This is a genomic window from Streptomyces sp. (assembly GCF_035563135.1).
GTDB lineage: Bacteria > Actinomycetota > Actinomycetes > Streptomycetales > Streptomycetaceae > Streptomyces.
Window position 1 is genome coordinate 1 of the sequence record NZ_DATMVN010000283.1, and the last position, 26582, is coordinate 26582.

Consider the following 26582-nt stretch of genomic DNA (forward strand, 5'->3'; position numbering starts at 1 on the left):
AGTCATCGAGACCGTCCGCCAGGTCACCGGCCACCCCGTCCCCGAGACCGCCGCACCCCGGCGCGGCGGCGACCCGGCCGTCCTCGTCGCCTCCGCCGCCACCGCCAGGGAACGGCTCGGCTGGCAGCCCTCGCGCGCCGACCTGGCCGCCATCGTCGCCGACGCGTGGACGTTCGCCCGCCGAGAGGAGCCCACCGCCCCATGACCGACCACGCCGCACCGGCCGCCCCGCCCACCGGGTCCGCCGCCTCGTCCACCGAGCCGGCCGGTCACTCGTCCACCGAGCTGACCGCCTCCTTCACCGCGCTGTACGGGACCGCCCCCGAGGGGATCTGGGCAGCACCCGGACGAGTGAACCTGATCGGTGAGTACACCGACTTCAACGACGGCTTCGTCATGCCGCTCGCCCTCCCGCACACCGCCCGCGCTGCCGTCGCCCGCCGTACCGACGGACGGCTGCGCCTGCACTCCACCGACGTCCCCGGCGGCGTCGTCTCCCTGCGCGTCGACGAACTGGCCCCCCACTCCGGCCACGGCTGGGCCGCCTACCCGGCCGGAGTCGTCTGGGCGCTCCGCGAAGCCGGCCACCCCGTCACCGGCGCGGACATCCAGCTCACCTCCACCGTCCCCGTCGGCGCCGGCCTCTCCTCCTCGGCCGCCCTGGAAGTCGTCACCGCGCTCGCCCTGAACGACCTCTTCCGGCTCGGCCTGAGCACCCCGGAGATCGCCAGGCTCGGCCAGCGGGCCGAGAACGCGTTCGTCGGCGTGCCCTGCGGCGTCATGGACCAGATGGCCTCGGCGTGCTGCACCGAGGGCCACGCGCTGTACCTGGACACCCGCGACCTCACCCAGCGCCAGGTCCCCTTCGACCTGGCCGCACACGGACTGCGGCTGCTCGTCGTCGACACCCGCGTCAAGCACGCCCTGGGCGACGGCGCGTACGCGGAACGCCGGGCCGGCTGCGAGGCGGGAGCCCGCGCGCTCGGCATCCCCACCCTCCGCGACCTCCCGTACGAGGGTCTGGACGCCGCGCTGGAGAGCCTCGCGGCGGCCGGCGAGGACGAGTCGGTCGTGCGCTACGTCCGCCATGTGGTGAGCGACAACCACCGGGTGGAGCAGGTCATCGCGCTGCTCGACGCGGGCGACGTGCGCGCGGCGGGACCGGTCCTCAACGCGGGCCATGTCTCGCTCCGCGACGATCTGCGGGTCTCGTGCCCGGAACTGGACCTCGTGGTCTCGGCGGCGAACGAGGCCGGCGCGCTCGGGGCCAGGATGACCGGGGGCGGCTTCGGCGGCTCGGCGATCGTGCTGGTGGAGGAGGCGATGGCGGACACCGTCGCCAAGGCCGTCTCGGAGGCCTTCACCTCTGCCGGCCACGCCGCCCCAGGAATCTTCCCCGCCGTGCCCTCGGCGGGGGGTCGGCGGGTCGCTCCAGCTGCTTGACCAGGATGTACTCCGCGACGCCGGGTGGATAGTCCGCGACCTCGCCGACCACCTCGTACCCCTGCTTCCGGTAGAAGTCCGGGGCCTGGAAACCCCAGGTCTCCAGCCGGGAGCGGGTACAGGCCCGGTCGTCGCGGGCGAGGCGTTCCGCCTCGGCGAGCAGTCGCGCACCGAGGCCGAGGCCGCGGTGAGGGGCGTCGACCCAGAGCAGGTCCACGTGGAGCCAGTAGGCCCAGGTCCGCCCGCTCAGCCCGCCGGCCAGCGCTCCCCGGCCGTCCAGGAGCCAGACCTCCAGCGGCACCTCGTGCTCGGCGGGGGTCGAGTGCAGGGCGCGCAGCTCCGGTGATCCGTCCCAATTATCGTTTTTCAGCCGTCGGCCCAGCAGAATACGACGTTCCTTGTCCACTTCGGTCTCAAGACGGAACATGAACAACACCCTAAACACCTTGGGTGCTCAGTTATGCGAATCGCCTTCCGCCGCCCCCCGCCCCCCGTACGCTGATGCTCAGCACCGGTGGGGGCCGGTGTCGTTTCAGGGGACGAGACAGTCGGATGCGACGCCCGGGGCGGGTGGCGGCCGGCACGCGGCGGCGGCCGTGCGCCGACGGTCCACCGGAGTGCTCCGGGCGCCGCATCCGCCGCGGTCCGTCCTCGTCGGGGCCCGTCAGGCACGGGGTGCCCCAGGAGCTCACACAGCATGGGGGTGTCTGTGGCTCGTATCCGGGTTCTGGTGGTCGACGACCACCGCATCTTTGCCGAGTCCCTCGCCGCGGCGCTCGCGGCCGAACCGGACGTCGACGTGTCCGCGGCGGGCAGCGGTCCCGCCGCGCTGCGGTGTCTGGAGCGTGCGACCGCCGAGGGGCGCCGCTACGACGTGATGCTCGTCGACGCCGAGCTGGGCGTGTTCACCGCGGGCGGCGCCCGCACCGTCCCCGTGCCGCGCGCCGCACCGGAGGCCACGGGCGGCGGCAGCGGCCCGGTGGACGGCATCTCCCTGGTGGCCGGGGTGCGCGCGAGCCAGCCGCACATCCGGACGGTGGTGCTCGCCGAGAGGGACGACCCGCGCCGGGCCGCGACGGCGCTGCAGGCCGGAGCCTCGGGCTGGGTCGCCAAGGACTGCTCGCTGCAACGCCTGCTGACGGTCATACGGGGCGTGCTGCGCGACGAGACGCATCTGCCGGCCGCCCTGCTGACCGGAGTCCTGCGGGAGCTGACGGAGGTCCGCAAGCACCGGACCGAGAGCGAGCAGCTCGTCGAGTCGCTGACCCCGCGCGAGCGCGAGGTGCTGCGCTGCATGGTGGCGGGCCTGGGCCGCAAGGCGGTCGCGGAGCGGCTCTTCCTGTCCCCGCACACGGTGCGCACCCACATGCAGAACGTGCTGGGGAAGCTGGGGGTGCACTCGACCCTGGCGGCCGTGGCGCTGGCCCGGAAGGCCGGGGTGGGCCCTGCCGCGCTAACCGGGGATGTTGTCGAACGGGGCGGTCAGCCCGCGTAGCAGCCCGGCCAGCTCGGCCCGCTGCTGGCGGGAGAGCTCACCCAGGATGGCCCGCTCCTGGGCGAGCAGCCCGGCCAGCGACTGGTCGGCCTTGTCGCGGCCCAGGTCGGTCAGCCGGACCAGGACGCCGCGGCGGTCACTCGGGTCGGGCAGCCGCTCCACCAGGTTCTTCTTGGTCAGCCGGTCGATGCGGTTCGTCATCGTGCCGGAGGTGACCAGCGTCTGGGTGAGGAGCTGGCCGGGGGAGAGCTGATACGGAGCGCCGGCGCGGCGCAGAGAGGTCAGGACGTCGAACTCCCAGGGCTCCAGCTGGTGCTCCGCGAAGGCGATCCTGCGGGCCCGGTCCAGATGCCGGGCCAGGCGGGAGACGCGGCTCAGGACCTCGAGTGGTTCCACGTCGAGGTCAGGGCGCTCGCGGCGCCATGCTGCGACCAGCCGGTCGACCTCGTCCTCCATGTCGATCAGTGTAGAGGGTTCCTCGACATGAAGTCTCTTGATTTCGAGTGTCTTGACATCAAGAGAATGTGCCGGTGATCCTGGGCCCCATGACAGCACCCACCTGGGACCCGGGGCAGTACCTCCGCCACGCGGACCACCGCACCCGCCCCTTCCACGACCTCCTGGCCCGGATCGGGACCCTGCCGCACGAACCCGCACCCCGGATCGCCGACCTCGGCTGCGGCGCCGGCAACGTCACCGCCCTCCTCGCGGAACGCTGGCCCGGCGCCCGCGTCACCGGCTACGACAGCTCCCCCCGGATGCTGGAGCGCGCCCGCACCCACGCCGGACCCCTCCTCGACTTCGCCGAAGCCGACGCCGGAACCTGGGCACCCACCGAGACGTACGGCCTCATCGTCTCCAACGCCCTGCTCCAATGGGTCCCCGGCCACACCGCCCGCTTCCCCCACTGGCTGGACGCCCTCGCCCCCGGAGGGACCCTCGCCTTCCAGGTCCCCGGCAACTTCGACGCCCCCAGCCACACCCTCATGCGCGAGCTGGCCGGATCCCCCCGCTGGCACGACCGGCTCGGCGGCCTCCTGCGCCACGGCGACGCCGTGCACACCCCCGCCGGCTACCTGGAACACCTCACCGCGCCCGGCCGCACCGTGGACGTCTGGGAGACCACCTACCTGCACCTGCTCCAGGGCGAGGACCCCGTCCTCGACTGGGTCAAGGGCACCGGCCTGCGCCCCCTCCTCGACGTCCTCGCCGAGGACCCCGACGCCGAAGACGCCTTCCTCGCCGAATACCGCGGCCTGCTGCGCACCGCCTACCCGGCGGGCCCGCACGGCACGGTCTTCCCGTTCCGCCGCGTCTTCGCGGTGGTCCGCACGGCCGGGTGAGCTCGCGTCCGGTGACCGCTTCCGCCCGGACGGCACAGACATCGGGCTCCGGGGCGTTGCGCCGGTCGAGGACCGACGAGTGATCACGCGCCCACCGAGGCGGGATCAGCTCTTCCGGTGGCCTATCAGCCGCGGCTTCGACTCCAGGTTCTCCAGCCCGTGCCACGCCAGATTCACCAGATGGGCCGCGACCTCGGCCTTCTTCGGCTTCCGTACGTCCAGCCACCACTGGCCGGTCAGCGCCACCATCCCGACCAGGGCCTGCGCGTACAGCGGGGCCAGCTTCGGGTCGAAGCCCCGGGCCTTGAACTCCAGGCCCAGGATGTCCTCGACCTGCGTCGCGATGTCACTGATCAGCGACGCGAAGGTGCCCGTGGACTGCGCGACCGGGGAGTCCCGGACCAGGATCCGGAACCCGTCCGTGTACGTCTCGATGTAGTCGAGCAGCGCGAACGCCGCCTGCTCCAGCAGCTCACGGGGATGGCCCGCCGTGAGCGCCCCCGTCACCAGATCCAGCAGCTGGCGCATCTCGCGGTCGACGACGACGGCGTACAGGCCCTCCTTGCCGCCGAAGTGCTCGTAGACCACCGGCTTGGAGACCCCGGCGCGCGCCGCGATCTCCTCCACCGAGGTGCCTTCGAAGCCCTTGTCGGCGAACAGGGCGCGCCCGATGTCCAGGAGCTGCTCGCGGCGCTCCTTGCCCGTCATCCGGACCCGCCGGGCCCGTCGCGTGGGGGCAGGCATGCTCTTCTCGCCGCTTGTGCTTCCGTCGGTCGCCACGTCGTCAATCATGCAGGGTCGGCGGCCGCGGCCTTGCGCCGGGCGGCGATACGCGAGGCGTCCGGCCACCGGACGTCGTGCGCCCAGCCCAGCTGCTCGAACCAGCGGATCAGCCGGGCGCTGGAGTCGATCTGCCCCCTCATCACTCCGTGACGGGCACTCGTCGGGTCCGCGTGGTGCAGGTTGTGCCAGGACTCACCGCACGAGAGCACCGCCAGCCACCACACGTTCCCGGACCTGTCGCGGGACTTGAAGGGCCGCTTGCCGACCGCGTGACAGATCGAGTTGATCGACCACGTCACGTGGTGCAGCAGCGCGACACGGACCAGCGAACCCCAGAAGAAGGCCGTGAACGCGCCCCACCACGACATCGTGACCAGGCCGCCGACCAGCGGCGGGATCGCCAGCGAAAGAATCGTGAAGCTGAGGAAGTGACGCGAGATCGTCCGCATCGCCGGGTCCCTGACCAGGTCCGGGGCGTACTTCTGCTGCGGCGTCTGCTCCTCGTTGAACATCCAGCCGATGTGGGCCCACCACAGGCCCTTCAGCAGCGCCGGGAGATCCTCGCCGAACCGCCACGGTGAATGAGGGTCGCCCTCGGCGTCGGAGAAGCGGTGGTGCTTGCGGTGGTCGGCCACCCAGCGCACCAGCGGGCCCTCCACCGCCATCGAACCCGCGACGGCCAGGGCGATGCGGAGCGGGCGCTTCGCCTTGAACGAGCCGTGCGTGAAGTAGCGGTGGAAGCCGATCGTCACGCCGTGGCAGCCCCAGTAGTACATGACGACCAACAGGCCGAGGTCGAGCCAGCTGACACCGCGCCCCCAGGCCAGCGGCACCGCCGCGACCAGGGCCGCGAACGGCACCACGATGAACAGCAGCAGCGCGATCTGCTCGACCGAACGCTTCTTGTCGCCGCCGAGCGTGGCGGAGGGCGGTGCGGGGTCGCCTGCCCTCGGCAGGCCGTCGTCGATCACATCGGGGCTGGTGGGCATTGGGGAGTCCCCCGTGAGGTGAGGAAATATGACGGTATGAGCGGGCTACGGTTCCGTAACCTACGGCAACGTAAGTATGACAGCGAAACGCAACACGCCACGAGAACACCACCGCGAAAACCCTCGTGCGGAGAGGCCCTCACCCCCCGTCTACCCCGGATCCCGCCCACCCCGCAGGGCAACGAGCACACCGAAGGTCCGGACACCTATCCTGGGTGCGTCGGACAGCGCGGTCCGCACTCTGCATATCCGGGGTGCCCCGTCAGCACCGCGAGCGCCCCGGCCCCCCTGACAGACGTGCTCAACCACTGCAAGGAGCCGCACACTGTGAGCAGTGCCGACCAGACCCCTGCCGCCAACACCGAACTGCGGGCCGACATCCGCCGCCTCGGCGACCTGCTGGGCGAGACCCTCGTACGCCAGGAGGGCCAGGACCTCCTCGACCTCGTCGAGCGCGTCCGCGCCCTGACCCGCACCGACGGCGAGGCAGCAGCCGCACTCCTCGGTGACACGGACCTGGAGACCGCCGCACAGCTCGTGCGCGCCTTCTCCACCTACTTCCACCTCGCCAACGTCACCGAACAGGTCCACCGCGCCCACGAGATGCGCGACCGCCGGGCAGCCGAAGGCGGACTCCTCGCCCGCACCGCCGACCGCCTCAAGGACGCCGACCCCGAGCACCTGCGCGAGACGGTCAAGAACCTCAACGTCCGGCCCGTCTTCACCGCACACCCCACCGAAGCCGCACGCCGCTCCGTACTCAACAAGCTCCGCCGCATCGCCGAACTGCTCGAAACACCCGTCATCGAGGCCGACCGCCGCCGCCAGGACATCCGGCTGGCCGAGAACATCGACCTCATCTGGCAGACCGACGAACTCCGCGTCGTCCGCCCGGAGCCCGCCGACGAGGCCCGCAACGCCATCTACTACCTCGACGAACTCCACGCCAACGCGGTGGGCGACGTCCTGGAGGACCTGGCAGCAGAGCTGGAGCGCGTCGGCGTCGAACTGCCCGCCGGCACCCGCCCCCTCACCTTCGGCACCTGGATCGGCGGCGACCGCGACGGCAACCCCAACGTCACGCCCGCCGTGACCTGGGACGTGCTCATCCTCCAGCACGAGCACGGCATCACCGACGCCCTCGAACTCATCGACCAGCTGCGGGGACTGCTCTCCAACTCCATCCGCTACACCGGAGCCACCGACGAGCTCCTCACCTCCCTCCAGGCCGACCTGGAACGCCTCCCCGAGATCAGCCCCCGCTACAAGCGGCTGAACGCCGAAGAGCCCTACCGGCTCAAGGCCACCTGCATCCGCCAGAAGCTCGTCAACACCCGCGAGCGCCTCGCCAACGGCACCCCCCACCGCCCCGGCTGCGACTACCTCGGCACCGCCGAACTCATCGCCGACCTCGTCCTCATCCAGACCTCCCTGCGCGAACACCGCGGCGGACTCTTCGCCGACGGCCGCATGGACCGCACCATCCGCACGCTCACCGCGTTCGGCCTCCAGCTCGCCACCATGGACGTCCGCGAACACGCCGACGCCCACCACCACACCCTCGGCCAGCTCTTCGACCGCCTCGGCGAGGAATCCTGGCGCTACGCCGACATGCCCCGCGACTACCGGCAGAAGCTCCTCGCCAAGGAACTCCGCTCCCGCCGCCCCCTCGCCCCGACCCCGGCACCGCTGGACGCCGCCGGCGAGAAGACCCTCGGCGTCTTCCACACCATCAGCCAGGCATTCGAGCGCTTCGGCCCCGAGGTCATCGAGTCCTACATCATCTCGATGTGCCAGGGCGCCGACGACGTCTTCGCCGCCGCCGTCCTCGCCCGTGAGGCCGGCCTCATCGACCTCCACGGCGGCTGGGCCAAGATCGGCATCGTCCCGCTCCTGGAGACCACCGACGAACTCAAGGCCGCCGACGTCATCCTCGACGAGATGCTCGCCGACCCCTCCTACCGCCGCCTCGTCTCCCTCCGCGGCGACGTCCAGGAGGTCATGCTCGGCTACTCCGACTCCTCCAAGTTCGGCGGCATCACCACCTCCCAGTGGGAGATCCACCGCGCCCAGCGCCGGCTCCGCGACGTGGCCCACCGCTACGGCGTACGCCTGCGCCTCTTCCACGGCCGCGGCGGCACCGTCGGCCGAGGCGGCGGCCCCTCCCACGACGCGATCCTCGCCCAGCCCTGGGGCACCCTCGAAGGCGAGATCAAGGTCACCGAACAGGGCGAGGTCATCTCCGACAAGTACCTCATCCCCGCACTCGCACGGGAGAACCTGGAACTGACCGTCGCGGCCACCCTCCAGGCCTCCGCACTCCACACCGCGCCCCGCCAGTCCGACGAAGCGCTCGCCCGCTGGGACGCGGCCATGGACACCGTCTCCGACGCCGCCCACGACGCCTACCGCAAGCTCGTCGAGGACCCCGACCTGCCCGCGTACTTCCTCGCCTCCACCCCGGTGGACCAGCTCGCCGACCTGCACCTGGGCTCGCGGCCCTCCCGCCGCCCCGGCTCGGGCGTCTCGCTCGACGGCCTGCGCGCCATCCCCTGGGTCTTCGGCTGGACCCAGTCACGGCAGATCGTCCCCGGCTGGTTCGGCGTCGGCTCCGGCCTCAAGGCACTGCGCGAAGCCGGCCTCGGCACCGTCCTGGAAGAAATGCACGGACAGTGGCACTTCTTCCGCAACTTCATCTCCAACGTCGAGATGACCCTCGCCAAGACCGACCTGCGCATCGCCCAGCACTACGTCGACACCCTCGTCCCCGACGAGCTCAAGCACGTCTTCGACGTCATCCGGGCCGAACACGAACTCACCGTCAGGGAAGTCCTCAAGGTCACCGGCAGCACCGAACTCCTCGGCACCAGCCCGGTGCTCCAGCAGACCTTCGCCATCCGCGACGCCTACCTGGACCCCATCTCCTACCTCCAGGTCTCCCTGCTCGCCCGCCAGCGCCAGGCCGCCGAACGCGGCGAGGAAGCCGACCCGCTCCTCGCCCGCGCCCTGCTGCTCACCGTCAACGGCGTAGCGGCAGGCCTCCGCAACACCGGCTGACCCGCACAGGGGAAGACCGAGCGGGTGCGGACCCGTCAGAGGGCGACGAACGTCGCCGTCAACAGGGCCGCACCCGCGATCCCCGCACCCCACGCCGTCCGCGTCAGCCGCATACCGCCACCGATCACCAGGGCCGCCAGCACCAGCGCACCACCCAACGGCACCCAGGCATGCAGAAAGCCCGCAGCCCCGGTACGCAGAACGTCCCCGGACCCGGGCTTCACCACCACGGGGAAACGATCCCCCTCCTCCACCGCGACGGACCGCTCGATCCTCACCACCGCACGCCCCTGCGCATCGGCGTCCGGCACGAACGACCCCGTACACACATCCTCACCACACGCCGTCACCACCATCGTCCCGTGCTCACGGCCCTTGGCCAGAACCACGTGATGCGCACTGCTCCACGAGGACCACACCCCCGCGACCAGCAGCACCAGGACGACACAGCCCGAGACGAACGTACGGCCATGGGCCAGCAGCCGGTGGGAGGAACTCCGCTTCATGACGGCCGATCCTTGGGCAGAGCCCTGCCCCCGGTCAACCTACGGCCGAAAAACACCCAAGAAGCAACAGGAATGTCAGGAGTTGTACGCGGACTGAGCCCGCTCCAGCCCATCCGCCAGCAACGACTCCACCGCATCCGCCGACCGGTCCACCAGATACGCCAGCTCCTTGCGCTCCACGGACGAAAAATCCTTCAGCACGAAATCCGCGACCTGCATCCGCCCCGGCGGCCGCCCGATCCCGAACCGCACCCGGTGATAATCCGGACCCATCGCCTTCGTCATCGACTTCAACCCGTTGTGCCCGTTGTCACCGCCACCCAGCTTCAGCCGCAACATCCCGAAATCGATGTCCAACTCGTCATGAACAGCCACGACATGGTCCGTGGGCACCTTGTAGAAATCGCGCAGCGCCGTCACCGGACCACCCGAAAGATTCATGTACGACATCGGCTTCGCCAGCACCACCCGACGACTCCCAGGACCGGGCGGACCGATCCGCCCCTCCAGCACCTGCGCCTGCGCCTTCTGCGCCCGCTTGAACTTCCCCCCGATCCGCTCCGCAAGGAGATCGGCCACCATGAACCCGACGTTGTGCCGGTTCGCCGCGTACTCAGGGCCGGGATTTCCGAGACCCACGATCAGCCAGGGGTCGGTGACGTCGGACATCTGCGCTCGGTCTCCTCAAGGACGGACCAGTGATGACAGGGAAACGGGGTGACGGATCCCCGGAAGGGAACCGCCACCCCGTCAGTCAAGCAGGTGGGACGAGGCTCAGGCCTCGGCGCCTTCACCCTCGGCACCCTCGGCCGGCTCCTCGGCCTGCGCGGAGACGACCTGGAGCACCACGGCGTCCTCGTCGCCCGCCAGCACCGAACCCTTGGGCAGCGGAACGTCCTTCGCCAGGATCGAGTCACCGGCGTCCAGGCCCTCGATCGACACCGTCACGGACTCGGGGATGTGCGTGGCCTCGGCCTCGACGAGCAGCGTGTTCTGCACGTACTCGAGCAGGTTGCCGCCCGGCGCCAGGTCACCCTCGACGTGCACCGCGATCTCGACGTTGACCTTCTCGCCGCGCTTCACGGTCAGCAGGTCGACGTGCTCGATGTGACCCTTGAGCGCGTTGCGCTGCACAGCCTTCGGGATCACCAGGGCGTCCTTGCCGTCGATCTGCAGACCGATCAGGACGTTGGCCGTACGCAGAGCCAGAAGCAGATCGTGGCCCGGCAGGTTGATGTGAACCGGCTCAGCACCGTGGCCGTAGACGACCCCGGGAACCAGGTTGGCGCGACGGGTACGACGGGCAGCGCCCTTGCCGAACTCCGTACGGACCGTTGCGTCGAGCTTGATCTCAGCCATGCTGCACTCCTCGTAAGGTGACGAAAAACCGATGGTCACCCGGCCCACGACAGGCCTGCTACGAAGAGCGCGTCGATAACGGACCACCGGCCCCATGCCTGCGCATGAGAACGGCCTCCCTCGCCGAGCAACTTCACAAGTCTACCCGGCAAAGAGGCCGCACCCAAAGTCGATCACCCGCAGGAGATCATCCCGATCACCCGCAGGAGATCACTCCTGCTCCTCGAAGAGGCTCGTCACCGAACCGTCCTCGAACACCTCACGCACCGCACGCGCGATCGTCGGCGCGATCGACAGCACCGTGATCTTGTCGATCTCCAGCTCACCCGGCGTCGGCAGCGTGTCCGTGAACACGAACTCGCTCACCTTCGAATTCTTCAGACGGTCCGCCGCCGGACCCGACAGCACACCGTGCGTGGCCGTCACTATGACGTCCTCGGCACCATGCGCGAACAAGGCGTCCGCAGCGGCACAGATCGTGCCACCAGTGTCGATCATGTCGTCGACCAGCACACACACCCGGCCCTCGACGTTACCGACGACCTCATGGACGCTGACCTGATTCGGCACATCCTTGTCACGCCGCTTGTGCACGATCGCCAGCGGCGCGTCCAGCCGGTCGCACCAGCGGTCGGCCACACGCACCCGGCCGGCATCCGGAGAGACGATCGTCAGCTTCGAACGGTCCACCTTCGCGCCCACGTAGTCCGCCAGGATCGGCAGCGCGAACAGATGGTCCACCGGACCGTCGAAGAAGCCCTGGATCTGGTCCGTGTGCAGATCCACGGTCAGAATGCGGTCCGCACCCGCCGTCTTCATCAGGTCCGCGACCATACGCGCCGAGATCGGCTCACGGCCACGGTGCTTCTTGTCCTGACGGGCGTAACCGTAGAACGGCACGATCACCGTGATCGACCGCGCCGACGCACGCTTCAGCGCGTCCAGCATGATCAACTGCTCCATGATCCACTTGTTGATCGGAGCCGTGTGGCTCTGGATCAAGAAGCAGTCGGCACCACGAGCGGACTCCTGGAACCGCACATAGATCTCACCATTGGCGAAATCGAAGGCCTTCGTCGGCACGAGACCGACACCCAGCTGATGTGCGACCTCCTCGGCCAGCTCGGGGTGGGCGCGGCCGGAGAAGAGCATCAGTTTCTTCTCGCCGGTCGTCTTGATCCCGGTCACAGCACAGTCTCCTCAGACATGTATCTGGCACCGCGCGCATGTGTCCCGATGAGCGACGAGCCAGCCGAAATGGGTGAGCATCTATCACGGTACGCCGAGTCCGGCGCGCCTGTTTCCGGTCAGCTTTCGCCGTCGGACTCCTGAACGGCGGCCTGAGCCGCCTGAGCGGCCGCGCTGCCGGGACGCTTCCGGGCGACCCAGCCCTCGATATTCCGCTGCTGGCCCCGGGCGACGGCCAGCGAACCCGCCGGCACGTCCTTCGTGATGACCGAACCCGCCGCCGTGTAAACACCGTCCCCGACCGTGACAGGCGCCACAAACATATTGTCCGACCCGGTCCGGCAGTGCGACCCGATCGTGGTGTGGTGCTTGGCCACCCCGTCGTAGTTCACGAACACGCTCGCCGCACCGATGTTGGTGTGATCACCGATCGTCGCGTCCCCGACATAACTCAGATGCGGCACCTTCGTGCCCTCACCGATCGTCGCGTTCTTCATCTCGACATACGTACCCGCCTTGGACTTCGCGCCCAGCCGCGTACCCGGCCGCAGATACGCGAACGGCCCCACCGACGCGCCCGGACCCACCTCGGCGCCGTCCGAGACCGTGTTGTCCACCCGCGCACCCGCGTGCACGACGGTGTCCTTCAGCCGGGAATTCGGGCCGACCTCCGCGTCCTCCCCGAGATGCGTCGACCCCAGCAGCTGGGTCCCCGGGTGCACGACCGCGTCACGCTCGTACGTCACCGACGCGTCGATCAGCGTCGACGCGGGATCCACGACCGTCACGCCCGCCAGCATGGCGCGCTCCAGCAGCCGCTCGTTGAGCAGCCGCCTGGCCTCCGCGAGCTGGAGCCGGTTGTTGATGCCCAGGATCTCCCGGTGATCACCCGCCACCGAGGCACCCACACGGTGCCCGGCCTCACGCAGGATCGACAGCACATCGGTGAGGTACTCCTCGCCCTGGCTGTTGTCCGTACGCACCTCCCCGAGCGCCTGGCTCAGGAGCCGCCCGTCGAACGCGAAGACACCGGAGTTGATCTCACGGATCGCACGCTGCGCGTCCGTGGCGTCCTTGTGCTCGACGATCTCGGTGACGGCACCGGTGGCCGCGTCGCGGACGATCCGGCCGTAGCCGGTGGAGTCCGGGACCTCGGCGGTCAGCACGGTGACGGCGTTCGAGTCGGCGGCGTGCGTGGCGGCGAGCGCGGAGAGCGTCCCGCCCGAGAGCAGCGGGGTGTCGCCGCAGACGACGATCACGGTGCCGTCGACGGTGCCGCCGAGCTCCTCCAGCCCCATCCGGACCGCGTGGCCGGTGCCGTTCTGCTCGGCCTGGTAGGCGGTGCGTACGGGGATGTCCCCGGCGGAGAGATGCGCGGTGACCTGATCGCCGGCGTGGCCGACGACCACGACGAGGTGCTGCGGGTCGAGCTCACGGGAGGCGGCGACGACATGTCCGACGAGCGAGCGCCCGGAGATCTCGTGCAGGACCTTGGGGGTCTTCGACTTCATGCGGGTGCCCTCACCCGCTGCGAGGACGACGACGGCTGCCGGGGGGTTGGCGCTCACGGATGTGCCCTTCGGCTTCGGGTGGTGGACACCCGCAGGATACCGGGGGCGTTTACGCCCGAAACGAGCGCGGGCCCCGACCGGTGAGGTCGGGGCCCGCAGCTGGACGCTCCCCTACCAGGACTCGAACCTGGAACAAGTTATCCAAAGTAACTCGTGTTGCCGATTACACCATAGGGGATAGCAAGTGCCGCCAAAACGGACAACGGTCATCCGATAGGCGGCGTGGCATCTACTATGCCGCACCACCAGCCCTCGATGCGACGGTATAGCTCCGCGCTCTTGTTTACGCGAACGACCAGGCATCCGCGGTAACCCTCGCCGGTGTTCTTGCGGTTGGTGGTGGGGTTGTGCCTCTTCAGCGTGGTCTTGCCGAACGACCCGGAGTCATGGCCGACCTGATCCATCCAAAATCGCTCCGCCTCGGACGCGTTGGCTGACTCGTGGATATGTACGTGGAACTTCAGGTGTGCAGGTGGGACGTCCAGGAGGTGGAGCCAGGCGAGGAAGACCTTGATCATTTTCGGATCGCTATTGGTAAACGTGACCCTCTCCTGTGGTCGGTGGGGTTTGGATTTGGAGCCTTCTGCCCAGTAGAGCGCGACCCCGACCGCGAACAGCTCTCGGTCGGTCATGGCGGCGAACTCGGCGGCTGCGTCCCGCTTGGTCTTCTGGCGCTCCGCTTCACGTCGCTGGAGGGTGCCTTCCCAGCCGCGCCGTGCGATGGCGGAGGCCTCCTCCCGGGTCCGCTTGCGTTCCGGCTTCGGCAGGTCCCGGACCCACAGCGAGATCGAACTCTTCGAGCGGCCCAGCTCCACCTGGATCTGGTCGTAGGTCATGCCCTGGAGTCTCAGCTCCCGGGCCTTCTCCCGCAGGTCGTCCTTGGCGTTCGGGCGTTTCGTCCACTCCGGTGCCGGCTCGCCCTCCAGGAGGCGGTTCAGGATGTCGTTGTTGTCGACGTACAGCCGGTCGCGGATCTGGCGTCGGCTGAGGCCCTCTCTGCGCAGCGCGACTGCCTTCTCCCGTAGCCCTTCGAAGTCTGCGTACTTGCCAGTGGCATGTGTCATACGCGCAGCATCGTCCGGAATGCGGACGTCCGGGTCGAAAGCGTGCTCGGTTCACCGGATCGTGGGATCTGCCTGCTTTTGTGGTGCGACCGGTCACTTTCCGTGCTGACGGAGTCCCCGGAAATCGGGATGCGCCCGCCCGTAGGCTGGATGCCATGACCGTAACGGGGGCAGACCGGGAAGCGGCGGGTTTGACCACCCGCGGCTACTGGTGGTGGGGACGGCGGCGCGGTGTCGTCCTGGACGTGGGGCTGGCGCTGGTCTCGGCGCTGGAGTGTGCGCTGGAGGGGGTGGCGTTCGCCGGGGAGACCGGGCTGCCGGTGCCGCTCGGGGTGCTCTTCGGGCTGTTGGCGGGGTCGGTGCTGGTGCTGCGCAGGCGCTGGCCGATCGCCGTGGTGCTGGTGTCGGTCGCGACGACGCCGGCCGAGATGGGTTTCCTGATGGGGATCGTCGGGCTGTACACCCTGGCGGCCTCGGAGGTGCCGCGCCGGATCACGGTGGTGCTGACGGGGATGACGCTCGTCGGCACGTTCATCGTGTCGTACGTGCGGCTGCGGCAGAGCGTGGGCGATTACGGGGGGTCCGTCTGGTACGTCCCCGGGGTGTCCCTCTTCATGTCGCTGGGGCTGACGGCGCCCCCGGTGCTCTTCGGTCTCTACGTCGGGGCCAGGCGCAGGCTGATGGAGAGTCTGCGGGAGCGTGCGGATTCGCTGGAGCGGGAGTTGTCGCTGCTGGCGGACCGGGCGGAGGAGCGGGCCGAGTGGGCGCGTACGGAGGAGCGGACCCGGATCGCGCGGGAGATGCACGACGTGGTGGCGCACCGGGTGAGTCTGATGGTGGTGCATGCGGCGGCGTTGCAGGCGGTGGCGCCGAAGGACGCGGCGAAGGCGGTGCGTAACGCGGCGCTGGTGGGGGACATGGGCCGGCAGGCGTTGACGGAGCTGCGGGAGATGCTCGGGGTGCTGCGGAGCGGGGATGCTGCGGTGGCTGCGGGGGCGGGGCGGGTGCCGCTCGCCTCGGTGGGGCGGGTGGCTGCTGCGGCTGCGGTGGTGGAGGACGGGCCGCGGTTGCGCGAGGTGGAGGCGCTGGTGGCGCAGTCCCGTGAGGCGGGGATGACGGTGGAGCTGTCGGTGGAGGGGGAGTTGCGTCCGTATGCGCCGGAGGTGGAGCAGACGGCGTACCGGGTGGTGCAGGAGGCGTTGACGAACGTGCACAAGCATGCGGCGGGTGCGAGGACGTGGGTGCGGCTGGCGCATCGGGGTGGGGAGGTCGCGATGCAGGTGGAGAACGGTCCGGCGGATGGTGTGACGGCGGATGCGGGGCTGCCGAGCGGTGGTAACGGTCTGGTGGGGATGCGGGAGCGGGTGCTGGGTCTGGGGGGTGTGTTCGTGTCGGGGCCGACGGATGCGGGGGGTTTCCGGGTGTCGGCGGTGCTGCCGGACGGCGGGGCGGCGTGAGGGTGCCGGGTGTGAGGGTGCCGGGTGTGGGGGTTCTCGGCCGGGGGTGAGGCGGGGCGGGCGGGGGGTTCAGCCTGGGGGTTCTCAGCTGGGGGTGAGGCGGGTGGGCTGGGTTCCGGTCATGAGGGTTTCGAGGGCGCGGTCGATGTCGGAGCCGAGGTACCAGTCGCCGGTGTGGTCGATGGAGTAGACGCGTCCTTCGCTGTCGATGGCGAGGACGGCTTGTCCGTCGCCTTCTTCGCCGAGGGGGGCGACTTCGGTGGTGAGTGCGCGTCCGAGGTCGCCGAGGGTGCGTGCGTGGTGGAGTCCGCGGAGCGGGTCGATGTGCGCGGTGGTGGTGGCGATCTGCCGGCCGGGTGCGGAGGGGGTGAGGTGGAGTCCGCCGAATTCGGCCCAGGCTTCGACCGCTGCGGGGAAGACGGCGTGCTGGTGTCCGGCGGGGGAGGCGTGGGAGCGCAGGGCGTCGGCCCATTCCTCGGCCTGGCGGATGTCCCAGCGGCCGGGGTGCCATCCGGCGTCGCGGAGTGCGGCGTCGACGGCGACGGGGAAGCGGGTGGTGGAGGTGCGGCTCTGCTGGCCGGGGACGTCGGTCCGGTCGCGCATGGTGGTGTTCTCAGCCCTTCTCGGCGGTGGTGGCCGCGCCTGTGGTGAGGTCGACGGGGCGTACGCCGAAGTGGGCGAGCATTTCGGTGCAGGAGCGGCAGGGGGGTGCGTAGCTGCCGTGGAGGGGGTCGCCGTCCTCGCGGATGCGGCGGGCGGTGATGCGGGCGTGCTTGAGGGCGCGGCGGGCTTCACCGTTGGTGAGGGGTTTGCGCTGGGCGCGTTTGGAGCGGCTGCCGTCGGCTGCGGTGAGCTGTCGTGACAGGAGTATGGCTTCGGGGCAGCGTCCGGTGAAGCGTTCGCGCTGGTTGCTGGTGAGGGTGTCGAGGAAGTCCTGGACGAGTGGGTGGAGGACGGGTGGCTGGTCGCCTTTGCCTGCGGTGCAGGTGAGTGTCTCTCCGCGTACGGACAGGGCTGCGGCCACCGCGGGCAGGATGCCGTCGCGGCGGTGGTGGAGGCGTGGTGGCTGGTGGGGTTCGGTGGTGCTCCAACTGAGTCGCGGGTCTCCGGGTGTGACTGTTTGTGCTGTGCGCATGGTGCTCGTGTCCCTCCCTGCAATCCCCCGAGTTGCGGGGGACAGCCTGCCAAATATGCAGGGTGGTGGGGAAGCTGGGTCGGTGAAACGTGTCTGCGTGTCGTGGTCGGGCGGTTCGGTTGTCGTGCGTCCGTCACGCCTTGGTGACGGTCGGTGAAGGGGTGTGCGGGGGCGGGGGGCCGTGTTGCGTCACCGCATAGGCTGTGCGGAACACCAGACGCAGCAGGGGGCAACCGCCATGACGACAGGTCGGCTCGGGCAGCAAGCCGCGCCACCGAATGCGGCCTATGCCGGGCAGGTCGTGCATTTCCCGGATCCTGTCCGGGCGTCCCGTCACCCCAGGGGTGTGCGTGTGGACGGGGACGGCTATCCGGTGTTCTCGCCGTATGCGCGTGCGGCCGCGGAGATCGCTGATCCGCCTCCGGGTTTCGGTGTGGATGAGCTGCGGCTGACGGATTACGTGTCGGCGAACGCGGCGCTGGCGGCGAGCGGGCATGAGCTGTGGGACACGATTCCGGCGGTGGCGACTCCGCACGGCTGGACGTGGCACCACGTGGCGGGTGGCCGGCGGATGGAGCTGGTGCCGGTCGAGGTGAAGGCGTTGTTGCGTCATCACGGTGGGCTGGCGACGGCTCCGGTGGATCACAGCCGTCGTGGTACGCGGCCGCTCCAGGAGGTCCGGCCTGCTCATTTCCGGTTGCCGAAGGGTTCTGTGGCGGTCGGTGAGCAGCAGATCCTGGGTGTCGAGGAGGATCTGGGCTATCGGCTTCCGGGTGCGTACCGGTCGTTCCTGAAGGCGGCCGGTGGTTCGGCTCCGGTGGGTGCGGCGTTGGATGCGGAGCTGGGTCTGCTGGTGGATCAGCCGTTCTTCACGGTGCGTGAGGAAGCGGCTGTGAATGATCTGGTGTACGTCAACAAGTGTCTGCGTGATCACTTCACGAAGGATTTTCTGGGCGTGGGTTTCGTCCAGGGCGGCATCCTGGCGGTGAAGGTGCGCGGTGGTGGTGTGGGGTCGGTGTGGTTCTGCGCGTACGACGATGCGCGGGATCAGGACGGCTGGGGTGTGCAGGAGCGGGTGGACCGGCTTCTGGTGCCGTGCGGTGAGGATTTCGATGCTTTCCTTCAGCGTCTCGCGGGTAATCCGCCGGAGCTGGAGACGGTGGCGAACCTGATGGTGGACGGTGGCTTCGCGCGGGCCGTCCCGGTGGAGGGGTGAGTGCGGTGGTGACGTTCGCGCAGGCGCAGGAGCGGGCGGATGAGTGGGTCAACGGTGACGTGCCCGCGTATCAGCAGCGTGAGGTCCGGGTCCGTGAGTTCGAGCTGGGTTTTGTGGTGTGGGCGGAGGACAGGGCGGAGGGTCCTGTTTCCGACGGTGGCCGGCAGCGTCTGGTGATCGCCCGGGACAGTGGTGAGGCCACGTTGTGGCCGGGGTTGCCGGTGGGTGAGGTGATCCGGCGGTACGAGGAGGAGTACGGGGCGTCGGCGGAGGTGCGGGATGTGCCGGAGCCGCCGCAGCGTATTGATCTGAATCAGACGTCGTTCCTGTTGACTCCGCCGGAGTGGCTTCAGGAGGCGGCGGACAAGCTGGGGATTCCGGAGGGGCGTGCGGAGGCGGATGTCTCGCCTGCCGATGCTGTGCCGTCGTCCTCTTCCGGTCCGATGCCCGCGCCGTCGTCCTCGCCGGATCCTGCTCCTGCTTCTGTTTCTGCTTCTTCGTCCTCTCCTTCCGTGCCGGCGCCGGTTGGCGCTGGTTCGGGTGCGGCGTGGCCGGCTGCCGGTGGGCAGCGGGATCATGAGCCGACGGCGAATGACGGGGTTCCGGCCGGGGGTACTCCTTGGACGGGTACGGACACGAACGCGGGTGCGGACGAGGGTGGGGTGCCGCTGCCGGTGACGGTGTTCGCGCCGCCGCTCTCGGGTTCGGACGATGACGGGACTCCGCCGCCGGTGGTTTCGGCGGAGGCGCCCACGGCGTTGATGTCGGGTGGCAGTCAGCTGCCGTCGACCGCGGTCGTGCCGGGGCTGGACCCGCAGGGGCCGTCCGGTGCGAGGGACGTCGCGGACGCGGCGACGAGCAAGGCCGCGGTGCCGCCGCCGGGTGCGCGGGGGACGGGTCCGACGACTCCGCCGCCGCCCGGTGCGCCCGGTGTGCCGGGGGCGACTCCGCCGCCTTCGGGGCCGGGTGCGCCTGGTGCGCCGGCGGGTGGTTACCTGCCGACGCAGCTCGTCTCGCAGCTCGGTCCTCCGGATGCGCCGACTTCAGGTGCGACGCCGCCTCCGGGTGCGCCGCAGCCGCCTGCTCCCCCTGGTCCTCCCGGGCCCCCCGGACCTCCCGGGCCTCCCGGACCTCCCGCGCCTCCCGGCCCCCCTGGTTCCACGCCGCCTCCGGGTGGCGGGGTGCATCACGCCGCGACGATGTTCGCCGACGCGAGCATCGGTGGCCCGAACGCGTCGCGTCCTCCGGGCCCGCCCGGGCCCCCCGCTCCTCCCGGCCCGCCCGGCGCTCCGGGTGCTCCGGGTGCGATGCCTCCGCCGCCGCCCGGCTCCACGCCGCCGCCCGGCTCTCCTGCTCCTCCCGGGCCGCCCGGACCTCCTCCGGGAGCGACGCCGCCCCCGGGCGGCGGGGTGCACCATGCCGCGACGATGCTGGCGGGTCCGGGGCAGGCAGGCCCGGGTGCGCCGCAGCCGCCCGGTCCTCCGGGGCCTCCCGGGATGCCCGGTCGTGGCCCGCACACTCCGCCGCCGCCCCCCGGGGCGTACGGCTATCCGCAGCAGCCCCCGGGGCAGCCGACGGTGGGCCCGGGGTATCAGGCCGTGCTGCGTTTCCGTGCGGCCGACGGCAGTGAGCAGCAGTTGATCCGGCGTTCGGCGCCGGGCACTCCGCATCCGGAGTGGCAGATGCTGCATGAGCTGCGTGCGATGAACGTGCCGCCGCAGCAGGTGATCGAGCTGCACACGGAGCTGGAGTCGTGTGAGCTTCCGGGTGGTTACTGTGCGCGGATGATCCGGGAGACCTGGCCGCAGGTCCGGATCACGAGTGTGGCGCCGTACGGCACGGATCATGCGAGCCGGCAGCAGGGCATGCAGCATCTGCTGACGCATCAGGGTGAGCTGCACCAGGTGGCCGACGGTCCGGCGCGGCCTGCTCCGGTGCGGGCGCCGTTGCCGCAGATGCCGCCGGCGATGGCGGTGCCTCCGGAGGCGTTGGCGGAGGAGCTGCACGGGGCGTTCGGTCCTGGGGTGATGCGCTTCGACCAGCGGGCGGTGTCGCGTCAGGGTGTGCCGGAGGTGGTGGCGCGGACGCTGGTGTGGGCGGGGCTGCCCGCTGATTTCGGGCCGTTCTTCTGGGCGCAGCCGGGGCATCCGGTGGTGCCGACGCTGGCGGAGCTCGCGGTGCAGCGGCAGGTGCAGCCGGCGTCGGACGCGGGTTCGTATCTGGTGATGGGGTCGGACTTCGGCCGGGCGATCTGTGTGCAGTACGGGACGGCGAACATCGTGGCCGTGCCGGTGGAGGGGGGGCCGGGTGGCCGGCCGGTGCCGCCGCAGTTCGTGAATACGGGGCTGCCGGAGTTCGTGCGGTCGATGGCGTTGCTGGGCCGGATGTGGCGGCTGCGGTTCGGGTTGAATCCGGAGCAGGCGGGCCGTTGGACGGTGGATTTCCAGGCGCAGCTGGTGGCGATCGATCCGGCGGCGCTGGCGTCGCCGGAGGGCTGGTGGTCGGTTCTGCTGGAGCAGATGTGGGACGGGCTGTTGTGAGCGGGTCCGGCCGGGTCTGATGTGTGGTGTGCGAGAGGCGTTCGTCCCCTGGTGGGGGCGGGCGCCTTTTGTGCGGGGTGCTGTGATGCGGGTCGCTTCCGTCCTGAATACAACTGATCGATTCCGACTTCCGGGCCAATTACCGCATCCTTGACGTATTGATCGGTGGCCGGGCGTCGGAGTGTGGGAAAGAGGGCTTCAGGGATGAGTGGTGGACCGGTGTCCGCGTACGGGTTCGTCGGTGTGCGGGGGCGTGGTTACCGTCCTGAGCAGGTGGATCGCGTGGTGGCCGCGCTGTCGGCGGAGCGGGACGGGGCCGAGGAGCGGCTTTCCCGGCTGACGGCGCGGGCGCAGGAGCTGGCGGCGGAGGCGGTGCGGCTGGGTGAGGTGGTGGCTTCGCTGGCGCCGCAGACGTATCAGTCGCTGGGGGAGCGGGCGCAGCAGATTCTGGCTCTGGCGGAGGAGGAGGCGCAGGCGGCGCGGGAGGCGGCGCTGGAGGAGGCGCAGGCGCTGCGGGATGCGGCGGATGCTGCGGGCCGGGAGGTCCGTGAGGCGGCGCGTGTGCGGGCGGGGGAGGTGCGGGCTGCGGCGGATGCCCGTGCGGAGGAGGTGCTGGCCGCGGCGCGGGAGGCTGCTGGGGCGCTGGTGGAGGAGGCGCGTCAGGAGGCTGCTGAGGTGCGGGGGGTGGCCGAGGCGGAGATGGAGGAGACGCGTCGGCGTACGGCGGGTGTGCTGGCGCATCAGGAGCAGGAGCATGCCGAGCGGGGCAAGGCGGCGGATGCGGAGATCGCTGCGGCGGAGGCTGCGGCGGTGGAGCGTGAGGCCGGGCTGGCGGCTCGTGGGGAGGCGTTGCTCGCGCGGGCGCGGCGGGAGCTCGCGGAGGCGGAGGAGGCGGCCCGGCACGGTCAGGAGGACGCGGAGGCGCGTGCGGCGGAGCTGCTGGCGGGGGCCGGGGTGGCGGAGGAGCGTGTGGTGCGGGAGACGGAGCGGATCCTGCGGGAGCACGAGGAGGGCCGCGAGGAGGTGCAGGCGCACATGGCGCACGTACGGCATTCGCTGGCGGCTCTGACGGGGCGTGCGGCTGCGGGCGCGGGGGAGTAGTGCCGGGCGGGGTGTCCGGTGGGGTGTCCGTGCCGGGTCGTACGGTCAGTCGCCGGCGGCCTGGTCGCGGGTGTCCAGGCCCGGTTCGTGCGGGAAAACCTGGTCGAGTCCGGTGATGCGCAGGATGCGGAGGACGGCGGCGGGCACGGCGACGAGGGCTATGTCGGCCTGGGCGGCGGTCGCGTGGTTGCGGGCGACGATGAAGGTGGTGATGCCGCTGGAGTCGCAGAAGTCGAGGCGTCCGAGGTCGAGCACGAGTCGCTGGCCGGGCGTGAGGGTGAGGCCGGTCACCACCTGGCGGAGCTCGTCGGCGGTGTTGTAGTCGAGTTCTCCCGTGACGGTGAGCACCGGGCCGGCCTCGGTGTCTCGGACGGTTGTCGTCAGTGGGCTCATGTCAGGGAATCGCTTGCTGTGTCGGGCCGGTCGGCGGGTACGCCGATGGCCAGGAGGGCGGTGTCGTCGTCCAGGCCGTCGCCGAAGCTGTTGAGCAGGCCGGTGAGGGCTGTGACGACCTGCTGGGGGCCGGTGTGGGGGAGGCCGGCCGTGAAGGCGCGCAGGGCTTCGTCCCCGAACAGTTCGCGTTTCTCGCCGATCCGGGCCTCGGTGAGGCCGTCGGTGTAGAGCAGGAGGGTGTCTCCTGCGGCGAGGGTGGTCCTGGCGGGGGTGAAGCGGGCGGTGGGCAGGATGCCGACGAGGAGCCCCCCGGGGGTGGGGAGGTAGTCGGCCCGGCCGTCCTGGCGCAGGACGAGTGCCGGGGGGTGGCCGCCGGAGGCGAGGTCGACCGTGACGGTGTCGCCGTCGGGTTCGAGGATGCCGAAGACGGCGGTGCAGTAGCGCGGGTCACCCGAGGTGTACCGCTCGTGGAGGACGGTGTTGAGGGTGGTGAGCGCCGCCACGGGGTCGGGGTCGTGGAGGGCGGCGGCCCGCAGGGTGTAGCGGGTCAGGGAGGTCACGGCGGCGGCTTGGGGGCCTTTTCCGCAGACGTCGCCGAGGAAGAAGGCCCAGCGTTCGCCGTCCAGGGGGAAGAGGTCGTAGAAGTCTCCGCCGAGCCGGTCCGGTGAGGCGGTGTGGTAGTGGGAGGCGGCTTCCATGCCCGGTACCGGGGGGAGGGCGGCGGGGAGCAGGCTGCTCTGCAGTACCGCGAGTGCTTCCTGGAGCCGTTCGCGGTCCTCCTCGGCCTGTTTGCGGGCCTTTTCGGCCACCTGGCGCTCGCGGAGCAGTTCCTGTTCGTAGGCGCGCCGGTCGCTGGCGTCGAACACCGTCGTACGGATCAGCATGGGCCGGCCGTCGCTGTCGGTCTTCGTGAGGGAGCTGACGAGTACGGGGAGCCGGCCGCCCCCGGCCTTCTTGATGTCGAGGGCGATGCCGTTGATGCTGCCCTGCATGCTCAGGAGGGGTGCGAAGTGGGTGTCGTGGTAGATCTTGCCGCCGACGGTCAGCAGGTCGGTGAAGCGCATGCGGCCCACGACCTCTTCGCGGGTCCGGCCGAGCCAGGTCAGCAGCGTGGTGTTGATCTTCGCGATGGTTCCGTCCATGAGGGTGGACAGATAGCCGCAGGGGGCGGAGTCGTAGAGCTCCTCGGCGCTGTCCTCCAGCAGCGCGGAGAACGCCGCGTCGGTGGAGGCGGTGTCCTCGCCCTCCGGCCGGTCGGGGCTGTGCCCGGTGCGGCACATCACGGCTGGGTTCCCACGAAGTCGGCGATGGCGGCCACCGTCGCTTCTGGGGCGCTCAGCTGGGGGCAGTGGCCGGTCGCGTCCAGGGTGACGAGGCGGCTGCCCGGGATGTTCGCGTGGACGTAGGCGCCCACTTCCCGGGGTGCGATGACGTCCTGCGTGCACTCCAGGACCAGGGTGGGGACGCTCACCTTCTTCAGGTCCTCGCGGCTGTCGGTGAGGAACGTGGTCCGGGCGAAGACGCGGGCGATGGCGGGGTCGGTGGCGCAGAAGCTGTTGGTCAGTTCCTCGCCGAGTTCGGGGCGGTCGGGGTTGCCCATGATGACCGGCGCCATGGCCGCCGACCAGCCGAGGTAGTTGGACTCCAGGGATTCCAGGAGTTCGTCGATGTCCTCGGCGCTGAATCCGCCCCGGTAGCCGGGGGTGTCGACGTAGCGCGGGGAGGGGCCGATCATGATCAGTGAGGTGATCCGGTCCGGGGCGGCGGCTGCCGCGAGTACGCCGACCATGGCGCTGACCGAGTGCCCGACGAAGCGGACCTCGCGCAGGTCGAGGGCTTCGCAGATCTCCACCACGTCCTGGGCGTAGCCGTCCAGGGCGCCGTAACGTGCCTCGCTCCATGCCGAGAGGTCCGAGCGGCCCGACCCCACGTAGTCGAACTGGACCACGCGGAAGTTCTCGGCCAGTGCGGGGGCGACCAGCCGCCACATGTTCTGGTCACAGCCGAATCCGTGTGCCAGGAGGAGGACCGGCGCGTCCTCGGGGCCCGCCATCGTGATGTTGTTCCTGCTGACTATGTCCATACAGGCATCCTCGCACTTCGGGGGCGGTGCCGGTTCCGGCCCTCCCGGTGCCGCCCCTCAGCGGAACGGCACCGTCCGCCGGGAGGCCCGCCCGGGGGTCTGCCGCTGCTTTCAGGCTGCGAGGCCCACCACTGCTTCGCAGAGGGCACCCACCTGCTCCGGAGTCATGTCGAAGTCGTAGGCGATGTCCTCGACGGTCTCGTCGGCCTCCCCGCGAGGGCCCAGGGGTGCGGGTGAACTGCCCCAGGTGGCGCGTAAGTTGTCTAGCCCTTGGGTGTCCGGGGAGCGCTTTCGTGCTCGTCGAGGACCGGGAAGCGGCGCGGGGCCAGGAGGACGAGCACCAGCAGGGCGAGCGCGGCGGCGACCGCGGCGCCGGCGAACACGTGGTCGACGGCTGTGTCGACGGCCCGCCGCAGGTGGTCCGTCGCGGCGGCGGAGAGGGCGGCCGGCTCCTCCAGGGCGCGCGAGACGGCGTCCAGGTCGCCGGTCGGTCCCGGGGCGGGTGAGCCGGCCAGGCGGGAGGTGAGCACGCTGTTGGCGACGGCGCCGAAGAGCGCGGCGCCCAGGCTCTGGCCGACCTGGCGGCAGAAGAGTACGGACGCCGTGGTCGTGCCCCGCTCGGTCCAGCCGACCGTCGACTGGACCCCGACGATCAGCGGGAGCTGGAAGAGGCCGAGCGCCGCGCCGAGCAGCAGCATGAGCAGGGCGGGCTGCCAGGCCGCACCGGGGTAGGGCAGCAGCGGGAAGCAGAGCAGGACCAGCAGGGCCCCGGACATGCCGGTGATCGCGGTGCGGCGGAAGCCGATGCGGTTGTAGACCCGGTCGGAGAGGGCGGCGGCGACGGGCCAGCTCAGGGTCATCACGGACAGGACGAACCCGGCGGCGATCGGGCCCAGTCCGAGGACGGACTGGGCGTAGGTCGGCAGGAAGACGGTCGGCGCGACCATGAGCAGCCCCATCGCGCCGAGGGCGAGATTGACCGAGGCGATGGTGCGGCGCCGCCACACCCAGCCGGGGATGACGGGTTCTGCGGCGCGGCGCTCGATGACGACGGTCAGGGCGGCCAGTGCGGCGCTCGCTCCCAGCAGCCCGAGGGAGGGTGCGGAGAGCCAGGGCCAGGCGACGCCGCCCTGGACGAGCGCGGTCAGCAGGAGCGCGCCGGTGGCGAAGACGGCGAGGGCGCCCGCCCAGTCGGTGCGGGGGCGGGTGGCGTGGCGGGGCCGGGCGGGTTCGTGGAGGTGACGGACCACCAGCCAGAGGGCGACGGCGCCGACCGGCAGGTTGATGAGGAAGATCCAGCGCCAGTCGGCGTACGCGGTGAGGAGCCCGCCGGCCGCGGGTCCGGCGATGGCCGAGGTGGCCCAGACGGTGGAGAGTTTCGCCTGGATCCTGGGGCGTTCCTTGAGCGGGTACAGGTCGGCGGCGATGGTCTGCACCGTGCCCTGGAGGGCGCCGCCGCCGAGGCCTTGGACGACGCGGAAGGCGATGAGGGCCGCCATGTTCCAGGCGGCCGCGCAGAGCAGGGAGCCGGCCAGGAAGAGGATGATGCCGGCGATCAGGACGGGCTTGCGGCCGAAGGTGTCGGAGAGTTTTCCGTACACCGGCAGGGTGACGGTCACGGCGAGCAGGTAGCCGGAGAAGAGCCAGGAGAAGACGGAGAAGCCGCCGAGGTCTCCGACGATCTGGGGCACGGCGGTCGCGACGATGGTGCCGTCGATGGCGGCGAGGCCCATGCCGAGCATCAGGGCCGCGGCGACCGGCCGCCGGCCGCGGTCGGTGTGCGGTGCTGTGTCCGGAGGGGCCGCCCCGCGCGCCGCCTGTGGGCTGTCCGTGCCGCCGGTGCCGTCCGTGCCGCCCAC

Annotated in this window: 23 protein-coding genes, 1 tRNA gene and 3 pseudogenes; 9 read left to right on the forward strand and 18 right to left on the reverse strand. The window is 70.7% G+C overall.

Annotated features, from left to right (window positions below):
• Together VN520_RS12420 and galK are read left to right on the forward strand one after the other, a co-directional pair.
• A pseudogene (locus tag VN520_RS12420) lies at positions 1–205 on the forward strand (UDP-glucose 4-epimerase GalE); the annotation flags it as partial.
• Positions 202–1443, forward strand: a complete 1242-nt coding sequence (gene galK / locus VN520_RS12425; RefSeq protein WP_325746947.1) for a galactokinase — start codon at positions 202–204, stop codon at positions 1441–1443. The pseudogene VN520_RS12420 and the gene galK, both read left to right, overlap by 4 nt.
• On the opposite strand, the pseudogene VN520_RS12430 reads toward galK, so the two are convergent.
• Positions 1433–1870, reverse strand: a pseudogene (locus VN520_RS12430) (GNAT family N-acetyltransferase); the annotation flags it as partial. The gene galK and the pseudogene VN520_RS12430 overlap by 11 nt on opposite strands.
• Before the next feature lie 270 nt (positions 1871–2140).
• Here VN520_RS12430 and VN520_RS12435 point away from each other — a divergent pair.
• On the forward strand, positions 2141–2938 hold the full coding sequence (locus VN520_RS12435; RefSeq protein WP_325746948.1) for a response regulator transcription factor: 798 nt from the start codon (positions 2141–2143) through the stop codon (positions 2936–2938).
• On the opposite strand, the gene VN520_RS12440 is transcribed toward VN520_RS12435, so the two are convergent.
• Positions 2897–3394 carry a MarR family winged helix-turn-helix transcriptional regulator gene (locus VN520_RS12440; RefSeq protein ID WP_325746949.1) on the reverse strand — a complete coding sequence of 166 codons (498 nt, stop codon included), beginning with the start codon at positions 3392–3394 and terminating at the stop codon, positions 2897–2899. The genes VN520_RS12435 and VN520_RS12440 overlap by 42 nt on opposite strands.
• 89 nt (positions 3395–3483) lie before the next feature.
• On the opposite strand from VN520_RS12440, the gene VN520_RS12445 reads away from it, so the two are divergent.
• A complete protein-coding gene (locus tag VN520_RS12445; protein ID WP_325746950.1) occupies positions 3484–4281 on the forward strand; it encodes a trans-aconitate 2-methyltransferase in 798 nt (265 codons plus the stop codon).
• Here the strand turns inward: VN520_RS12445 and VN520_RS39615 are convergent.
• The 3 genes and pseudogenes from VN520_RS39615 to VN520_RS12455 all read right to left on the reverse strand — a co-directional run.
• Positions 4274–4369: pseudogene (locus VN520_RS39615) on the reverse strand (Uma2 family endonuclease); the annotation flags it as partial. The gene VN520_RS12445 and the pseudogene VN520_RS39615 sit on opposite strands and share 8 nt — an antisense overlap.
• 17 nt (positions 4370–4386) lie before the next feature.
• Positions 4387–5073: a TetR/AcrR family transcriptional regulator gene (locus VN520_RS12450; RefSeq protein ID WP_250290909.1), complete on the reverse strand. Its 687-nt coding sequence runs from the start codon at positions 5071–5073 to the stop codon at positions 4387–4389.
• Positions 5070–6053, reverse strand: coding sequence for an acyl-CoA desaturase (locus tag VN520_RS12455; RefSeq protein ID WP_325746951.1), 984 nt, complete (start codon positions 6051–6053; stop codon positions 5070–5072). Before VN520_RS12455 ends, VN520_RS12450 begins: the two co-directional genes overlap by 4 nt.
• Positions 6054–6380: 327 nt before the next feature.
• Here VN520_RS12455 and ppc point away from each other — a divergent pair, with 327 nt between their 5' ends.
• On the forward strand, positions 6381–9110 hold the full coding sequence (gene ppc, locus VN520_RS12460; protein WP_325746952.1) for a phosphoenolpyruvate carboxylase: 2730 nt from the start codon (positions 6381–6383) through the stop codon (positions 9108–9110).
• Between the two features lie 35 nt (positions 9111–9145).
• Here ppc and VN520_RS12465 read toward each other — a convergent pair whose 3' ends face one another.
• The 7 genes from VN520_RS12465 to VN520_RS12495 all read right to left on the reverse strand — a co-directional run bounded on the left by VN520_RS12465 (position 9146) and on the right by VN520_RS12495 (position 14798).
• Entirely contained in the window at positions 9146–9616 is a 471-nt protein-coding gene (locus VN520_RS12465; RefSeq protein WP_325746953.1) for a hypothetical protein, read from the reverse strand.
• 75 nt (positions 9617–9691) lie between these two features.
• Positions 9692–10285 (reverse strand): aminoacyl-tRNA hydrolase, encoded by a 594-nt coding sequence (gene pth / locus VN520_RS12470; protein ID WP_325746954.1) that lies wholly within the window; start codon positions 10283–10285, stop codon positions 9692–9694.
• Between the two features lie 105 nt (positions 10286–10390).
• On the reverse strand, positions 10391–10975 hold the full coding sequence (locus VN520_RS12475) for a 50S ribosomal protein L25/general stress protein Ctc (RefSeq protein WP_325746955.1): 585 nt from the start codon (positions 10973–10975) through the stop codon (positions 10391–10393).
• Between the two features lie 210 nt (positions 10976–11185).
• The gene (locus VN520_RS12480; RefSeq protein WP_203186723.1) at positions 11186–12163 is read right to left on the reverse strand and encodes a ribose-phosphate diphosphokinase; all 978 of its coding nucleotides are present in this window, start codon (positions 12161–12163) and stop codon (positions 11186–11188) included.
• A 119-nt stretch (positions 12164–12282) separates the two neighbouring features.
• Positions 12283–13731: a bifunctional UDP-N-acetylglucosamine diphosphorylase/glucosamine-1-phosphate N-acetyltransferase GlmU gene (glmU, locus tag VN520_RS12485; RefSeq protein ID WP_325746956.1), complete on the reverse strand. Its 1449-nt coding sequence runs from the start codon at positions 13729–13731 to the stop codon at positions 12283–12285.
• Between the two features lie 109 nt (positions 13732–13840).
• Positions 13841–13912, reverse strand: a tRNA-Gln gene (locus tag VN520_RS12490).
• Between the two features lie 28 nt (positions 13913–13940).
• A complete protein-coding gene (locus tag VN520_RS12495; RefSeq protein ID WP_325746957.1) occupies positions 13941–14798 on the reverse strand; it encodes a hypothetical protein in 858 nt (285 codons plus the stop codon).
• Positions 14799–14953: 155 nt separating this feature from the next.
• Here VN520_RS12495 and VN520_RS12500 point away from each other — a divergent pair, with 155 nt between their 5' ends.
• The gene (locus tag VN520_RS12500) at positions 14954–16255 is read left to right on the forward strand and encodes a sensor histidine kinase (RefSeq protein WP_325746958.1); all 1302 of its coding nucleotides are present in this window, start codon (positions 14954–14956) and stop codon (positions 16253–16255) included.
• A gap of 84 nt (positions 16256–16339) precedes the next feature.
• Here the strand turns inward: VN520_RS12500 and VN520_RS12505 are convergent, their stop codons facing one another.
• Both VN520_RS12505 and VN520_RS12510 read right to left on the reverse strand, forming a co-directional pair.
• The gene (locus VN520_RS12505; protein ID WP_325746959.1) at positions 16340–16858 is read right to left on the reverse strand and encodes an SUKH-3 domain-containing protein; all 519 of its coding nucleotides are present in this window, start codon (positions 16856–16858) and stop codon (positions 16340–16342) included.
• Positions 16859–16868: 10 nt separating this feature from the next.
• On the reverse strand, positions 16869–17390 hold the full coding sequence (locus tag VN520_RS12510; protein WP_325746960.1) for a YwqJ-related putative deaminase: 522 nt from the start codon (positions 17388–17390) through the stop codon (positions 16869–16871).
• A 238-nt stretch (positions 17391–17628) separates the two neighbouring features.
• Here VN520_RS12510 and VN520_RS12515 point away from each other — a divergent pair, with 238 nt between their 5' ends.
• The 3 genes from VN520_RS12515 to VN520_RS12525 all read left to right on the forward strand — a co-directional run bounded on the left by VN520_RS12515 (position 17629) and on the right by VN520_RS12525 (position 22247).
• A complete protein-coding gene (locus tag VN520_RS12515) occupies positions 17629–18606 on the forward strand; it encodes an SMI1/KNR4 family protein (protein ID WP_325746961.1) in 978 nt (325 codons plus the stop codon).
• Positions 18607–18611: 5 nt separating this feature from the next.
• Positions 18612–21146 (forward strand): SUKH-4 family immunity protein, encoded by a 2535-nt coding sequence (locus VN520_RS12520; RefSeq protein WP_414719837.1) that lies wholly within the window; start codon positions 18612–18614, stop codon positions 21144–21146.
• Positions 21147–21350: 204 nt separating this feature from the next.
• Positions 21351–22247 (forward strand): cellulose-binding protein, encoded by an 897-nt coding sequence (locus VN520_RS12525; RefSeq protein WP_325746963.1) that lies wholly within the window; start codon positions 21351–21353, stop codon positions 22245–22247.
• 45 nt (positions 22248–22292) lie between these two features.
• On the opposite strand, the gene VN520_RS12530 is transcribed toward VN520_RS12525, so the two are convergent.
• The 4 genes from VN520_RS12530 to VN520_RS12545 all read right to left on the reverse strand — a co-directional run bounded on the left by VN520_RS12530 (position 22293) and on the right by VN520_RS12545 (position 26582).
• A complete protein-coding gene (locus VN520_RS12530) occupies positions 22293–22640 on the reverse strand; it encodes an STAS domain-containing protein (protein WP_325746964.1) in 348 nt (115 codons plus the stop codon).
• Entirely contained in the window at positions 22637–23920 is a 1284-nt protein-coding gene (locus VN520_RS12535; RefSeq protein WP_325746967.1) for a PP2C family protein-serine/threonine phosphatase, read from the reverse strand. The genes VN520_RS12530 and VN520_RS12535 overlap by 4 nt, the downstream gene beginning before the upstream one ends.
• Positions 23920–24723, reverse strand: a complete 804-nt coding sequence (locus tag VN520_RS12540; protein WP_325746965.1) for an alpha/beta hydrolase — start codon at positions 24721–24723, stop codon at positions 23920–23922. Before VN520_RS12540 ends, VN520_RS12535 begins: the two co-directional genes overlap by 1 nt.
• Positions 24724–24986: 263 nt before the next feature.
• Positions 24987–26582 (reverse strand): MFS transporter, encoded by a 1596-nt coding sequence (locus VN520_RS12545; RefSeq protein WP_325746966.1) that lies wholly within the window; start codon positions 26580–26582, stop codon positions 24987–24989.